Here is a 14652-nt window from a genome sequence, read left to right as displayed (position 1 = left end):
TCAGCCGTCGAACTCGACGATGCCGGCCGTCAGGGTGCGCACCCGGTCGCGATCGCGGATGCCGTCGATCTCCACGATCCGGTCGCCCACGACGGTGAAGGCCAGGAGGGAGACGGGGCGGCCGTGCCGAGCGGTGACCACGCCGGGGAGGCCGTTGACGATCACCGGGTACAGGTCGGCGCCCCGGCCGGCGCGGGACTGCCGGGCGATGGTGTCGACGCCGCGGTACACGGCGGGCGAGCGTCCCGGGCCGTAGTCGGCGCGGTGGACGACGTCCGGGTCGAGGATCCGGGCCAGCGAGGCGAAGTCTCCGGCGTTCACCGCTGCGAAGAACGCGTCAACGACCCGGCGCTGCCGACCGGACCGGTCCGGACCCGGCGCCGGAGGGTCGGCACCCCGTACCCGGCGCCGGGCGCGGCTGGCGTGCTGTCGGGCGGCCGCGGGGCTGCAGCCCATCAGCGAGGCGATCTCGTCGAAGGCGAAGCCGAACATGTCGTGGAAGACGAAGGCCAACCGCTCGGCGGGGCTCAGCGAGTCCAGCACCACCAGCAGGGCGAGGCTGACCGAGTCGGCGAGCAACGCCTCCTGCTCCGGGTCGGCCGGCTCCTCGGCCGCGGACACGACCGGGTCGGGCAGCGGGCGCGCCACCGGGTCGACGAGCCGTTCGGGTCGTCGTCGCGAGCGCAGCACGTGGAGGCACTCGCGACCGACGACGGTGGTCAGCCACCCGCCGAGGTTCTCGATGGCGTCGGGGTCGGCCCGGTGGAGCCGCAGCCACGCGTTCTGGACGGCGTCCTCCGCATCGGGCAGCGACCCCAGCATCCGGTAGGCGACCGCACGCAGCCGAGGTCGGTTCGCCTCGAACTGCCGCGAGAGCCATTCCTCGTCGTCCATCCGTCACATCCTCCTCTCCGCCGGGCTCATCCCCATGAGCCCGCACGCGGGCCTGATGTGACCGACGAGCAGAGGGAGGCTCCCCGTGGCCGTGCAGCAGGAGCAGTCGAGACCGGCAACGCGCCAGCGGAACCAGTGGTCGCTGGTGGTGGTCGCCGCCCTCGCGGTGTTCATGGCGTCGGTGGACATGAGCATCGTCAACGTGGCGCTGCCGGCGATCGAGTCCGACCTGGAGATCCCCACCAGCATGACCGAGTGGGTGGCGCTGGCCTACCTGCTGCCGCTCGCCGGTCTCGCACTGCCCAGCGCCCGCTGGCTCGACACCGTGGGTCGTCGTCCCGCTCTGGCGTTCTCGCTCGGTGGCTTCGCCCTCGCGAGCCTCGCCGCCGGCCTCGCTCCCGACCTCGGCTGGCTCCTCGGGGCGCGCGTCGTCCAGGGGTCGTTCGGTGCGGTGCTCTTCGCGCTCGTGCCGGCGCTGGCGACCGCGGCCGTGCAACCGCGGGCCCGCGGGCGCGCGATGGGGCTGATCACCACGCTGGGACCGCTCGGCCTGATCAGCGGGCCGGTGCTCGGCGGCGTGCTCGTCGATCGCCTGGACTGGTCGTGGATCTTCTTCGTCAACGTGCCGGTCAGCCTCGTCGTCCTGGTCGTGGGCATGAGGCGGCTGCCGACGACGACGCCGCTCCGAGCGCCGACCCGGGCGTGGTACGCCGAGGCACTGCTGCTCAGCTGCGCGGTGGCGGCACTCCTGCTCTCGCTGACCCTGACGGCCGACGCGGGGGCGCCCTGGCTCCTGCTGGCCGTCGTCGCCGTTCCGCTGCTCGCCACCTGGCTGCACCGGCCGGACAGCGCGCCCGTGCGGCGGCTGCTGCGCGCACCGGCAGAGGCGGGGCCGCATCTGGCCCTCGCGCTGACCGCCACGGCCATCGGCGTGATCTTCTTCATCACGCCGTTCTTCCTGCAACGCTCGCTCGGCCAGTCCGCGTCGGCGACCGGCGTGGTCATGCTGGCGTTCCCGGCCGGGATGGCGTTGGCCGGGCCTGTCGGCGGCTTCGCGGGGGACCGGTGGGGCTGGCGTCGTACGGCGTTGCTCGGCGTCACCTGGTTCAGCGTCGGCCTCGCCTGCCTGGTGCCGATGAGCGCCGCCTGGAGCCCCGGAGACGTGGCGTGGCGGCTGTTCCTGGCCGGCTGCGGGAGCGGGCTCTTCAACGCACCGAACATGGCCATCGCGATGTCGAGTGCTCCCGCGGCGTTGCTGGCGACCACCGGCGCCACCACCAGCCTCGCCCGACAGGCGGGGTTCGCCGTCGGGCCGGCGGCGGCCACCGTCGCCTGGTCGCTGTCGGGCTACCACGTGGCGGGGATGACCACCGCGATTCTTCTGGGTGCCCTGCTCGGCGCGGCGGCGCTCGTCGTCCTGGCGTGCCTCCGTGGCGCCGACAGTGGCGGAACTCTGGCGTAACTCCTAGGGTGGGGTCGTGGACAGGCGCACGACTCCCCGCACGATCCCGCCGGGCTGGACCTCGGCCCATCCGCGACAGGTCCGAGCCCGAGAGGTCGCGGAGCGCCTGCGCGAGCTGATCCTCGGCGGTGAGTTCGGAGCCGGTGACCGGCTCGACGAGGCCGCGCTGTCGGCGCGGTTCACGGCGTCGCGCAACAGCGTCCGCGAGGCGTTGGACCTGCTGCGGCGGGAGGGGCTGATCGAGCGGAGGCGGGGAGCCGGGACCACCGTGACGGCCCCGAAGTACGGCCACGGCCTGGACCGGCTGGAGGGTCTCGCGGAGTCGCTGGCGGGCCACGGGACGGTGCGCAACCGGGTCCTCGAGGCGGAGCGGCTCGTCGAGCTGCCGGCCGATGTCGCCGCCCGACTCGAGATCGATCCTGCTGAGGGTGGCATCCGGCTGGAGCGGCTGCGGTTCGTCGACGACGAGCCGCTGTCGCTGGACGTCAGCTACCTGCCGGTCGACATCGGTGAGCCGCTGCTCTCGGCGGACCTGGCGGGCACCGACGTGTTCGCGCTGATCGAGGAGGCCAGCGGCGTCGCGCTGGGGCGCGCCGAGATCGTCGTCCATGCCGCGACGGCCGGCTCGGATGTCGCCGGCCTGCTCGGGCTCGACGTCGGGGACGCGATCTTCGCCATCGACCGGCTGACCCGGGGGGCGGACGGGCGCCCGGTCGATGCCGAGGTCCTGCGGATCCGTGCCGATCGGTTCGCGCTCCGGGCGGTGGTCCATCGCGACCGCCGGCTGGGGAGCGAGTGATGCACGACCTGTCGCCGCTGATCGTGGTCGCGCTCGCCCTGGTCGGATTCGCGGGCGGCGTCGGGATCACCGCGATCGGTCCGGGAGGGATCCTGCCGACCATCGGGCTGGTGACGCTGACCGGGCTGGCGCCGGCGGAGGTCGCCGGCACCGCGATCGCGACGCACGTGGCGACCGGCGCCCTGGGGACGGCGACCTGCGCGCGATCCGGGCACCTCCGGGCTCCGGGCACCGCTCGGGTGGCATGGACCCTGGGTGGCGTGGCCCTGATCGGTACGCCGCTGGGGATCGCGCTCAACTCGTTGCTGTCGCCGCGTTGGTTCGGTCTGGTGCTCGGGGCCCTGCTCACCGTGGTGGCGCTGTTGGTGCTGCCGCGTGCGCGCCGGACCGACCCGCCGGCGACCCGCCGTCCGGGACTCCCGCTGCTGGTCGGCATCGGCCTGTTCGTGTCGGTGGTCGCCGGGATCGTGGGCATCGGCGGGCCGATGCTGACGGTGCCGCTGCTGGTCGCCGTCGGGTTCGAGATGCTGGGCTCGCTGGCGGCCGCGCAGGCCCAGTCGGTGGTCATCGCCGGTGTCGGCACCATCGGCTACCTGCTCCAGGGATCCATCGACTGGCCGCTGGCGGTGCTGGTCGGCGTTCCCGAGCTGGCCGGCGTGCTGCTGGGTTGGCGCATCGCCAGGGCCGTGCCGACCAGGACCCTGCAGCTGGCCCTGGTCACGGCGCTGCTCGCGATGGCTCCGTACCTGGTGTGGCACGGATGAACCCCTCTCGATGACCGGAATGCCCGCATGCCGGTGGCGTTGAACCAGCACGGGACGGGACCGTCTCGGGAACAGGAGAGTGCGATGGCTGGGACCCCCGACATCGAGGTCGTCGTGTTCGACGTGCTCGGCACCATGGTCGACGAGCCGGGCGGGCTCCGAGCGGCCATTTGCGGCGCCGTGCCGGCGGCCGACGACGCCGCGGTCGACCGGCTGCTCGGCGTCTGGCAGGAGCACGTCGAGCACGAGCAGCGTCGCATCGCCGACGGCGACCGGCCGTTCGCCACGACCGAGGTCATCGACCGCGAAGCGGCCGGACGCGTGGCCGACGACGCCGGGGGACTGGACCCGGCCGCCGTCGAGCGACTCGCGACCGCGGGACAGCGCCTGGAGCCCTGGGCGGACTCCGTCGACGGTCTCGCCCGGATCGCGGCTCGGTTCCCCGTCCTCGGGCTCTCGAACGCCAGCCGCGCGGCGCTGCTCCGGCTCAACGCGCACGCCGGACTGCGCTGGCACCAGGCCCTGTCGGCGGAGGACGCCGCGGCGTACAAGCCCGCACCGGAGGTCTACCGGCTCGCGATCGACGCCGCGGGATGTGCACCGGATCGGATCCTGATGGTCGCCGCCCACGCCTGGGACCTGCGCGGAGCCCAGGCGGTCGGCATGCGCACGGCGTACGTCGAGCGGCCGGTCGGCGACCCGCCGACCGATGGTGACACCTTCGACTGGCGCGTCACGAGTCTCGATGCGCTGGCTGCCGCGCTGAGCTCGCCCGACGCCGGGTAGCCGGTGACGACCACAGGACGTCGGGCGGCGCCGCGGCCGGAGCCCGAGGGGCTCAGGCGCCGTCCTCCCGGACGCAGGCCGTCAGGTCGATCTCGACCAGCATGCCGGCCGGGAGGACGGCACCCACGGTGGTCCGTGCGGGGGGCTCCGCGGCCCAGAACTCCGTGTACGCCGCGTTCATGGCTGCTCGGTCGGCGAGGTCGCTGAGGAAGACCTGGGCGCGGACGACGTCGTCGAGGGTCGCCCCGCAGGCTTCCAGCGCGGCCCGGCAGTTGACCAGCGACTGACGGGTCTGGGCCGCCACGTCGTCCGACACGAGCTGCCGGGTCACGGGATCGAACCCACCCTGTCCCGCCGTCCAGACGACGGGTCCGATCCGAACGGCCTGCGAGTAGTGGCCGGACGGCTTGGGCGCCTGGTCGGTCGCGCTCACTCTGCGGATCATCGGTCTGCTCCTCGGGAGGGTTCGTAGCGATGCGTTGAACGCATTAGTGTTGCGCTCAGACCATACGACAGCGCGCGCTCGGCGCGCCAGATGCGTCTGGCGTGCGAGGGGGCATCGCCAACCCGGCGCCGGTCGTGCTTCCCAGCGAGGCGAAACGCCGCTAGGTTGATCGCATGCAGCGCATTGGCGTTGCATTCACAGCATCGCTCACCAGCCGGTGACCACTGAGAAGGAGGCCCCGTGGGTCCCGAGACCTTCGAGCGCCTGGGCGCGGCCAGCACGGCGACACTGCAGAACCAGCTCTTCATCCGCGGGCTCCGCCGGACCGTGATCCAGGGGGTGCTGCCCCTCGGTCACGGTCGCCGGAACTTCGTGGCTGAGGCATTCACGCTGCGGTACATACCGGCGCGGGAGGACCTCGACACGGTCGAGTCCTTCCGGGACCCGGAGCACGCGCAGCGTGCGGCGATCGACACGATCCCCGCCGGCCAGGCGCTGGTCGTCGATAGCCGCGGCGACGGCGCCGCCGCCTCGGCCGGCGAGATCCTGATGACCCGGCTGGCGGTGCGTGGCTGCGCCGCGTTCGTGACGGACGGCTCGGTGCGCGACTCCCACCACATCAGCGAGATGGACATGCCCGTCTTCGTCGGGTCGGTGACCCCTACCACCAACCTGGTCCTTCACCACGCCGTGGACTTCCAGGTGCCGATCGCCTGCGGCGGGGTCGCGGTGTTCCCCGGCGACGTGCTGGTCGGCGATCCGGAGGGCGTCGTGGTGATCCCTCGTCACCTCGCCGAGGAGGTCTCACGGGACGCCGTCGAGCAGGAGGGCCTCGAGGAGTTCCTCCTGGAGAGGGTCCGTGGCGGGGCGCCGGTCCGCGGAACCTATCCGCCCACCGCCGAGTTGCGGGCGGAGTACGACGCGCAGCGCGGAGCCCGGGGATGAGCCCGAACGCGCCGTTCGAGCCCTTGCGGTGCGCCGTCGTGGGCCTCGGCAGCATCGGTCGCGACCACGCCGCGATCCTCGATGCGCTGCCGGAGACCGAGCTCGTCGTCGGCTGCGACCTCGACCCGACCCGCCGGGCGGTCCTGCCCGCCGAGGTGCCGTTCGTGACCGAGGCCGACGCCGTACTCGATCGCGACGACGTGGACGCGGTCTGGGTCTGCACCCCGCAGCACCTCCACCGCGATCTGACCGTGGCCGCCCTCGAGCGCGGCCTCCATGTGTTCTCGGAGAAGCCGATCGCCCACTCGCTGGCGGATGCGGACGCGATGATCCACGCCGCGGAGCGCTGCTCGGAGGCCGTGCTCGTGGTCGGGCACACCCTGCGCTTCCATCCCGACTTCGTGGTGGCGATGGAGGCGGTCGCCGCCGGGCAGGTCGGCGTTCCGATCCAGCTGTCCGCGCGCTGGAACACCGGTGACCACGAGGGCACGGTGATCTCCGGCCGCACGACGGTCCCTCTCGAGATGGCCATCCACGACGTGGACATCCTCCGGCAGATCGCGGGCGAGGTGCGGTCCGTCTTCGCGGTGGCATCGACGATCAGCCCCTGCGGCCCCGGCCCGGACGCCGTGGCGGGCACGCTCGAGTTCGAGTCCGGCGCGGTCGCGTCGCTGGACCACAGCTGGATCATGCCCTCGACCACCGGCATGTTCAGCGACCACCGGTTGGCGGTGTTCGGCGATCGCGGCACCGTGTACGTCGAGACGCGGCCGACGCCCGCGCAGATCTTCGGCCCGGACGGGCCGGCCTTCCCCAACACGGCCTATCGGCAGGCGAACCCGCTCATTCCCGGCGGTGCCCTGGCGACCGCGGACCGGCACTTCGTGCGCACGGTGAAGCACGGGGCCCCGTGGCCGCTGACGCTCGCCGACGCGCGTGCCGCACTGGCCATCGCGCTCGCCATGGATCGCTCGATCGTGGAGCGTCGGCCGGTCGAGATGCGCGAGATCGAAGGAGAACGATGAGGATCGTCGCTGTTCGCACCATTCCGGTGCACGTCCCGGTGTCGCCTCCGCGGGTCTCCGCCCTCGGGACCTTCACCGGCTACGACTACGCGATCGTGCTCGTGGAGACCGATACCGGCCTGCAGGGCATCGGGGAGATCTCGACGCTCTGGGACGGAGCCTCCGCCGTGCAGTGCGCGATGGTCGAGAGGGTCTTCGCGCCGGCGCTGATCGGGCTGGACCCCCGGCAGGTCACCGAGGCACGTCGGCGGATGACGATGCTGAAGGAGAGCGGTCTCCCCGCCCGGGCGGGGATCGAGATGGCCCTGTTCGACCTGGTGGGCAAGGACCTCGGGGCGCCGGTCCACGACCTGCTCGGCGGTCGGACGCGCGACCGGATCACCCTGTCGAGGTCGATCCACATGTCGTCCCCGGAGGAACTGGGCGATCGGGCGCGGCAGTACGTCGCCGACGGCTTCGGGTGCGTGAAGGTCAAGGTCGGTCGTGGCATCGACGACGACGTGGCCGCGGTCCGTGCCGTCAGGGAGGCGGCGGGTCCGGGCACGCTCATCCGGGTGGACGCCAACATGGCCTGGCGGTCGGCGAAGGAGGCGACCCGCAACATCGACCTGCTGAGCGAGTTCGACCTGCACTCGGTGGAGCAGCCCCTCCCGCCGGGCAACATCGACGAGATGCGCCTGCTGAGGACGCTGTCCCGCGTGCCGATCATGGCCGACGAGTCGGTATGGGGTCCGGAGGAGGCGTGGAGCCTGCTGCGGCACGGCGCCGTCGACCTCCTGAACGTCTACGTCGCCGAGTCCGGCGGCCTGGCGGCGTCGGCGCTGATCTTCCAGATGGCTGCCTTGGCCGACGTGCGCTGCGTCATCGGAGCGATGCCCGAGCTCGGGATCGGCACGGCCGCCGCGGTCCATCTCGGCGTGTCCGTCGCCGAGCTCACCGATCCGTGCGACGCCTCCGGTGCGATGTATCAGCAGCACGATGTCGTCCATGAGCGCTTCGACATCGCCGACGGCACGATCGCTCCGCCGCCCGGACCGGGCCTCGGCGTCACCCTTGACCTGGAGCAGGTCGAGCGCTTCGCCGTGGATCCCCTGCGGATGAACGGCGCGCTGGCGTGACCGGCGACGACGACGTGGCGGCGGTGCTCGACGCGGCGACCGCTGCGGCTCCTGTCCTGGCGGCGCTCCCTCCGGACCGGCGTGGCCGCGGCCTCCTGGAGCTCGCGTCGGCGCTCGAGGACGCCGCCGGCGAGCTCACGGAGGCCGCGGTCGCCGACACGGGGCTGGACGCCGAGCGGCTCCGCGGGGAGATCACCCGTACCTGCGCGCAGTTGCACCTGTTCGCCGACGTGCTCGCCGGCGACGACTGGCTCGGCCTCCGGGTTGACGAGGCGCAGCCGGGGCCGCCGCGGCTGCCGTCGACCGTGCGCTTCCGGATGCCGATGGGTCCGGCTCTGGTGTACGAGGCCAGCAACTTCCCGTTCGCGTTCGGTGTGCTGGGGACCGACACGGCGGCTGCGCTGGCGGCGGGCTGTCCGGTGGTGGTGAAGACCCATCCGGGTCACCTGGCGACGTCGGCCAGGACGCTGGAGATCGCTTCGGAGGTCCTCGGCCGGCTGGAGTGGCCCGACGGCGCCCTCGGGGCGCTGCACACCGAGGACGGAGCGGTCGCGGCGATGGCCGACACCCGGGTCCGCGTGGCGACCTTCACGGGGTCACTGGCAGCGGGGCGGGCCCTGTTCGACATCGCGGCCCGGCGGGCCGACCCGCTGCCGTTCTACGCCGAGATGGGCAGCGTGAATCCGGTCTTCGTCCTCCCGGAAGCGGCGCGGACCCGGGGCCGGGAGATCGCCGAGGGACTGGCGGGCTCGTTCGGGCCGAGCGGGGGCCAGCTCTGCACCAAGCCCGGGTTGGTGTTCGTGCCCCGCGACAGTGCCCTGGAGGCCGCCATCGCCGACGCCGTCCGCGACGTGCCTGCGGCCCGGCTCCTGACCGAGCGCATCAGCACGATGCACCGCGCCACCAGGACGGCACTGATCTCCCTCGACTCGACCGAGGTGCTCGCGACCGGTCGGCGCGGCGGTGCGGGGGAGGTGGAGGCGACCGCCCTCGCCGTCGACCTGCACGCCCTCGACGCACCGGGGTCTCCCTATCTCGAGGAGTGCTTCGGCCCCCTTGTCGTCGTGGTGCGGTACGACGACGTGGCAGAGCTATCCGCGGCGGCCACCCGGATCCCAGGCTCCCTCACGGCGTCCGTCCACGCGGCCGACGGCGAGGAGTCCGGCGGCGACCTCGTGCGGCTGCTGGCCGACCGGGTCGGCCGACTGGTGTGGAACGGCTGGCCGACCGGGCTGCGGGTCGGCCAGGCGACCCACCACGGCGGTCCCTACCCGGCGACGTCCTCCGCACAGTTCACCTCGGTCGGAGCTCCGGCCATCGACCGGTTCCTCCGGCCGGTCGCCTATCAGGGCGTCCCGGACGAGGCCCTGCCCGGCCACGTGCGAGCCGCGCTCGTGCGCCTGCGGGGATAGCGATTCCTGCCCGGACGACGGTCCGAACCCATCCCTTACAATCGCCGCGGCACCCATTGCTGCGCTCAGATCGGAGAATCCATGACCGCGAGCTCCGGCATGCAGAATGCGACGCGGGTCGTCCAGACGATCGAGTACCTGGCGGAGCACGGGAGCGGACGGATCGAGGACATCGCCGACCTGCTCGGGGTCCACAAGTCGAGCGCGTCACGGCTGCTGGCGACGCTGCGGACCTGTGGCTGGGTGGTCTCGAACCCGAGCCGCACGCGTTTCACCCTCGGGCCGCGGCTCGTCCGGATCGGTCAGGCGGCGTTGCCCGAGGTGCAGATCGAGCGGGCGATCCAGCTGGCCACGGACCTGCGTGAGCTGACCGACGAGACGGTGCACGTCTCCGTCCCCGATCCGAGCAGTCATCAGATGGTCGTCGTCGCCCGGGTGGACAGCAAGGACCCGTTGCGGGTGACCCAGCCCGTGGGCTCCTTCGACCCGTTGCACTCCACGGCGGTCGGCAAGGTCTACCTGGCCTCGCTCACGTCCGAGGAGCTCGAGCGGGAGTTCGAGGAGATGGGGACCCTGGACAGGTACGCATCCCAGACGATCACCAGCAAGAAGCGCCTGCTCCGCGACCTCGAGCTGGTGCGCTCCCGGGGCTACGCGCTCAACCTGGGTGAGTCCCGGCTCGGCATCGCCGCCGCGGCGGTCCTGCTCCGCTTCTCCGAGTACGGCTCGGTCGTGGCGTTGTCGATCACCGGTCCGGCCAGCCGGTGGACGGCCGAGGCGATCGAGTCCGCGATGCCCAGCGTCCTCAAGTACGTCGACCAGTACCGGGTCCGGTTCGACTCCGACTCCTGAGCCCGGCGGCCCGTCAGCCGATCCGGCCGTCGGGGTAGCGGTCGAACACCCGCGGTTCGTGGATCGGGACGATGTGCTGCGCCGAGCGCAGGGTGCGCGCGTAGGCGGTCAGGCCTTCGTCGATGCTCTCGTTGAGCCCGAGCATCCGGCCGTCCTCGACGTTCGCGTAGTAGAAGAAGGCGTCCGAGACCGCCACGGTGCCGTCCGGGGTGTCGATCTCGACGACGACCGACTCGCGGTGATGGGTGCCGGCCCACCATGTCCGGAGCCCATCCGCCACCTCGTGCTCGTCGTCGAGCAGCCGGACGCGGTCCCACGAGTCCGTGACGAGGTCGACCAGGGTGGACTGCGGGAACTTGCGCCAGCGCTTGTCGTGCGGGTGGTCGTGAACCGTGTGGAGGTGCACCCAGCCGGTCCGGGACAGGTAGATCTCCGCCTTCTGGAACAGGTGGAGCGTGCCCGTCGTGTAGAGCTCGAAGGGCGTCAGGATCACGGTGTCCACGTCGTCGGGCTCCAGGCCGTGAGCGGCCAGTGCCGCGACCATGTGGTGGCGCGGCTCACGATCGAGGTCGCCGGCCGGCGCGTCGTGCAGGTACCGCATCCGCGGGAAGAGCCGCTCGACCACCTCGGTCGTCTCCGGCGGCGAGGTGTTGATCAGCACGGTGCGGGCCGCGCTCCGGGCCAGCACGGCGTTGAACGCCAGCGGGACCATCTCGTCCCATGCGTCGTTCCAGAAGGCCTGGGGTCCCCGGATCAGGGACCGACCGAGATCGAGGACCTGGACGGACCAGGCCGGGGTGGTCGCGCTCATCTGCACTCCTGACGTCGATGCGTTCAGAACATCGGCATTGCGAATCCCTTGACACCGGGCATTACACCAGTATTGACTGCTGTCGCGCTAGTCACATCGGCGATGCGCTTAACGCAACGAAGAGGCGGTGGTGGGGGATGACATCCACGACTGGCCCGAGGGGGTGGGCGCTGGCCGAGCATCGCCGCGAGACGCTCGTGGAGCGGGCGGCCGCCGGTGCCGTCCTGGTGCTCCCGGTCGGCGCCATCGAGCAGCACGGCCCGCACCTCCCGGTGTGGACCGACGCGCTGATCGCCACGCACGTGGCGGAGCGGGCGGCGGCGGCGCTCGACGGCACCCCCGACGTCCTGGTCGCGCCGACCTTCAGCTTCGGCTCCTCCGACCACCACCTGCCCTTCGGCGGCACCCTGTCGATGCGCACCCGCACCCTGATGGACGCGCTCACCGACCTGGGTCGGTCCGCGGTGGACTCCGGGTTCCGGCGTCTGTACCTCCTCAACGGCCACGGGGGCAACGACGAGATCGTGCAGCTGGTCGCCCGGGACCTGGCCTTGCAGCTGCCCGTGCACGCCGGCTGCAGCTCGTGGTGGAAGCTCGTCGAGAAGCAGGTGCGCGGCTCCGGGCTGGCGGCGGCCGCGAGCCGGATCCCCGGGCATGCCGGCGCCTTCGAGTCCGCGGTGATGCAGACGCTCCGGCCCGACCTCGTGGGCGACTTCCCGGCCGAGCAGCCGGAGCCCGAGAGCAAGAGGCAGCTCAGCCGCCTCGAGATGCACCAGGCCTGGATCCGAGCCGACGGCTACACGGACTCCCCAGGCTCCCTTCCTGCTGCCGACGGTGCCGCGATCCTGCGCATCGCCGTCGACGCCGTGGCCACGGAGATCCGGCGCTTCTGCGCCCTGGCCGACCAGAATTCGCTTCCGACCGAGGAGACCCGTACCCGTGACTGAACTCGTGCTGCCCAAGATCGACGCCGACCAGGTGGTCGCCCTCGCGTCCGAGCTGACCGCCATCCCGTCGCAGGCGTCCAACGAGCTGGCCGTCGCCGAGGTCGTCTACCGCGAGCTGAACCATCCGCGGGTCGAGCTGCACATCGAGGAGGTCGTCAAGGGACGGGCGAACGTCGTGGCCCGCGTGCGCGGCGGCGGCGAGCGGCCGCCTCTGGTGCTCAGTGGTCACCTGGACGCCTCGGTCTCCGAGCGGTGGAGCAGGGACCCGTACCAGCCCTGGGTCCAGGACGGTCGGCTCTACGGCGCCGGCGTCGACGACATGAAGGCCGGCGTGGCCGCGATGGTCTTGGCGGTCCGCGCGGCGGCGGACCACCGGGTCCCGATGCGGGGCGATCTCATCCTCCACGCCGTCATGCACCACGACACCATCGGGCTGGGGGAGAAGTACGTCCTCGCCAGCGAAGGCCCCCACGAGGGCTACGCCATCTGCGGCGAGCCGAGCTCGCTGGACATCAACACCGCGAACGGCGGCGCGCTCAAGTTCTCGGTGCTCTTCCGGGGGGAGACCGCGCACGTGTCCCGCCTCGAGGGTGCCCGCGACGCGCTCGGCGCCGCCGTATCCGCGTACGGCGCCGTGCAGCAGATGGAGCTGCCGTTCGAGCCGTGTGATCGGCTCCCGCACCTGCCGCGCAAGGTCATCGGACGGCTCTCGGGTGGCTTCGACCCCGGCAAGGTGGCCGAGGTGGCAGAGTTCCACGGAGACATCCGCACGGTCCCCGGCATGCGGCGCGAGGACATCAAGCGGGCCATCCAGGAGGTCGTGCACGATGCCTGCCCCGCCGATGTCGACATCGACGTGCGCATCACGGCGGTGCAGCGGCCGTTCCTCGGGCCGGAGAGCGGACACCTGATCGACACCATCCGACGTGCGCACACCGATGTCCGCGGCGTGGAGCCGCGGGTCACGAGCCGACTGCCGATCCAGGCGTTCGTCACGGACGCCGCGGACCTGGCCCACCAGGGCCTGGAGACGGTCGTGTACGGCCCGGGCGACTGGCACTTCGGACCCGACCAGTCGATCGACATCGCCGAGCTCGTCGACTCCTCACGCATCTATCTCGCAGTAGCGGCGGCCCTGTGACCACCGCCGGCCTCCGACTCGGGCGGCCAACCCGGTCCTGCAGACCCCTCTGCAGGATTCCCTTGATGAGAGGTTGAACCCATGAAGAAACGATGGCTCCTCGCAGCAGCCGTTTCATCAGCGTCGCTGGTCCTCACCGCGTGTGGCTCCAGCGACGATACGTCCGAGTCGCAAGGCCCGGTCAAGGAGAACGCGTGCGAGAACGCGACCATCAACTTCATCGGTCTCGAGGGCGAAGAGGGCAAGGTCGAGCTCGAGGACTGGCGCGAGGAGCGAGGCACCAAGCTGGTCAGTTCGTGGCCCGGTGACTGGGCCCAGCTGATCGCGGCGATCAAGGTCGGCCAGCCGTTCGAGCTCTCCACCATCCCCTATCACTGGGCCCAGCGGATGATCGCGGCCGAGGTGGTCCAGCCGATCGACACGAGCCGGCTGACCAACTGGGACAAGGTCGCCTCGGGCCTGGCCGAGAGCCCGTCCCTGCGCGGCGAGGACGGAGAGATCTACGGCGTCCCCATCGCGTGGGGCGACGCTCCGTACATCTACGCCCCGGACCGGGTGAGCAACCCACCGAAGTCGATCACCGACCTGCTCGACCCGAGCTGGAAGGGCCGGTTCGTGCTGTTCGACGCACCGGACTCGCCGTTCTACCTGTTGGCCAAGGCACACGGCTTCGACGAGTCGCCGCTCCTCACCCAGGAGCAGCTGGACGTGGTGGTGGCCGATGCGGCGAAGCTGGTGGACAACGCTGCGGCGTTCCAGAGCAACTATCAGGACGCCAACGACCGGCTGATCAACAAGGACGTCGACTTGGCCGTCGGTGGCTGGGAGGCGCAGGTCGCGTGGGCCGAGGAGAAGGGCGTGACCCTCGACTTCGGGTTCTTCGACGAGGGTCGCCACGGCTGGTGGGACGGGCTGGCGATTCCCAGCACGTCGGAGAACGTCGACTGCGCCTACGAGTACATCGACCAGATGATCTCGACCGAGGTGCAGGCGGAGCTGGCGACGAACCTCGTCTCCGGAGCGGTGAACACCGACGCGTTCGACCTGGTCGAGGGGGACGCCCAGTCCTACGACTACTCCGTCGTGACCGGCGGAGCGAACTCCGACGACTTCGCCTCCAGCACTCCGCCCGAGGAGGTGGCGGACGGCTACATGAACTACCAGGACTGGCTCGACGCCTGGCAGAAGATCAAGTCGTAGCCGGCTGTACCTCGCCGGATCCGCCGACGATCGAGACATGGGAGGGAGTAG

The 14652-nt window shown here is 71.6% G+C and carries 15 protein-coding genes; 12 read left to right on the top strand and 3 right to left on the bottom strand.

The window, feature by feature from the left end:
* Complete coding sequence (locus KM427_RS16305) at positions 1–894, bottom strand: sigma-70 family RNA polymerase sigma factor (protein WP_215524575.1); 894 nt, start codon at positions 892–894, stop codon at positions 1–3.
* 85 nt (positions 895–979) lie between these two features.
* Here KM427_RS16305 and KM427_RS16300 point away from each other — a divergent pair, with 85 nt between their 5' ends.
* The 4 genes from KM427_RS16300 (at position 980) to KM427_RS16285 (ending at position 4705) form a co-directional block, all read left to right on the top strand.
* Positions 980–2356, top strand: a complete 1377-nt coding sequence (locus KM427_RS16300) for an MFS transporter (RefSeq protein WP_215524574.1) — start codon at positions 980–982, stop codon at positions 2354–2356.
* A gap of 16 nt (positions 2357–2372) precedes the next feature.
* Complete coding sequence (locus KM427_RS16295) at positions 2373–3155, top strand: GntR family transcriptional regulator (protein WP_215524573.1); 783 nt, start codon at positions 2373–2375, stop codon at positions 3153–3155.
* Positions 3155–3919, top strand: coding sequence for a sulfite exporter TauE/SafE family protein (locus KM427_RS16290; protein ID WP_215524572.1), 765 nt, complete (start codon positions 3155–3157; stop codon positions 3917–3919). The genes KM427_RS16295 and KM427_RS16290 overlap by 1 nt, the downstream gene beginning before the upstream one ends.
* 84 nt (positions 3920–4003) lie before the next feature.
* Complete coding sequence (locus KM427_RS16285) at positions 4004–4705, top strand: haloacid dehalogenase type II (RefSeq protein ID WP_215524571.1); 702 nt, start codon at positions 4004–4006, stop codon at positions 4703–4705.
* A 52-nt stretch (positions 4706–4757) separates the two neighbouring features.
* Here KM427_RS16285 and KM427_RS16280 read toward each other — a convergent pair whose 3' ends face one another.
* Positions 4758–5150, bottom strand: a complete 393-nt coding sequence (locus tag KM427_RS16280) for a RidA family protein (protein WP_215524570.1) — start codon at positions 5148–5150, stop codon at positions 4758–4760.
* A 240-nt stretch (positions 5151–5390) separates the two neighbouring features.
* Here KM427_RS16280 and KM427_RS16275 point away from each other — a divergent pair, with 240 nt between their 5' ends.
* The 5 genes from KM427_RS16275 (at position 5391) to KM427_RS16255 (ending at position 10502) form a co-directional block, all read left to right on the top strand.
* Positions 5391–6095 (top strand): ribonuclease activity regulator RraA, encoded by a 705-nt coding sequence (locus tag KM427_RS16275; protein ID WP_183594099.1) that lies wholly within the window; start codon positions 5391–5393, stop codon positions 6093–6095.
* Positions 6092–7120 (top strand): Gfo/Idh/MocA family protein, encoded by a 1029-nt coding sequence (locus tag KM427_RS16270; protein WP_215524569.1) that lies wholly within the window; start codon positions 6092–6094, stop codon positions 7118–7120. The genes KM427_RS16275 and KM427_RS16270 overlap by 4 nt, the downstream gene beginning before the upstream one ends.
* Positions 7117–8238, top strand: a complete 1122-nt coding sequence (locus KM427_RS16265; protein ID WP_215524568.1) for a mandelate racemase/muconate lactonizing enzyme family protein — start codon at positions 7117–7119, stop codon at positions 8236–8238. Before KM427_RS16270 ends, KM427_RS16265 begins: the two co-directional genes overlap by 4 nt.
* The gene (locus KM427_RS16260) at positions 8235–9650 is read left to right on the top strand and encodes an aldehyde dehydrogenase family protein (RefSeq protein ID WP_215524567.1); all 1416 of its coding nucleotides are present in this window, start codon (positions 8235–8237) and stop codon (positions 9648–9650) included. The genes KM427_RS16265 and KM427_RS16260 overlap by 4 nt, the downstream gene beginning before the upstream one ends.
* An 81-nt stretch (positions 9651–9731) precedes the next feature.
* A complete protein-coding gene (locus tag KM427_RS16255; protein WP_215524566.1) occupies positions 9732–10502 on the top strand; it encodes an IclR family transcriptional regulator in 771 nt (256 codons plus the stop codon).
* 13 nt (positions 10503–10515) lie between these two features.
* Here the strand turns inward: KM427_RS16255 and KM427_RS16250 are convergent, their stop codons facing one another.
* Positions 10516–11313 (bottom strand): MBL fold metallo-hydrolase, encoded by a 798-nt coding sequence (locus KM427_RS16250; protein ID WP_215524565.1) that lies wholly within the window; start codon positions 11311–11313, stop codon positions 10516–10518.
* Positions 11314–11450: 137 nt separating this feature from the next.
* Between KM427_RS16250 and KM427_RS16245 the strand changes: the two genes are divergently transcribed.
* From KM427_RS16245 to KM427_RS16235, 3 genes are all read left to right on the top strand, one after another.
* Positions 11451–12260, top strand: coding sequence for a creatininase family protein (locus KM427_RS16245; protein ID WP_215524564.1), 810 nt, complete (start codon positions 11451–11453; stop codon positions 12258–12260).
* Complete coding sequence (locus KM427_RS16240) at positions 12253–13401, top strand: M20 family metallopeptidase (RefSeq protein ID WP_183594106.1); 1149 nt, start codon at positions 12253–12255, stop codon at positions 13399–13401. The genes KM427_RS16245 and KM427_RS16240 overlap by 8 nt, the downstream gene beginning before the upstream one ends.
* A gap of 81 nt (positions 13402–13482) precedes the next feature.
* The gene (locus tag KM427_RS16235; RefSeq protein WP_215524563.1) at positions 13483–14601 is read left to right on the top strand and encodes an ABC transporter substrate-binding protein; all 1119 of its coding nucleotides are present in this window, start codon (positions 13483–13485) and stop codon (positions 14599–14601) included.
* The last annotated feature ends 51 nt before the right edge of the window (positions 14602–14652 follow it).

The organism is Nocardioides sp. LMS-CY (genome assembly GCF_018732145.1).
GTDB classification, from domain to species: Bacteria; Actinomycetota; Actinomycetes; order Propionibacteriales; family Nocardioidaceae; genus Nocardioides; species Nocardioides soli.
This window is presented reverse-complemented; position numbering and strand designations above follow the sequence as displayed.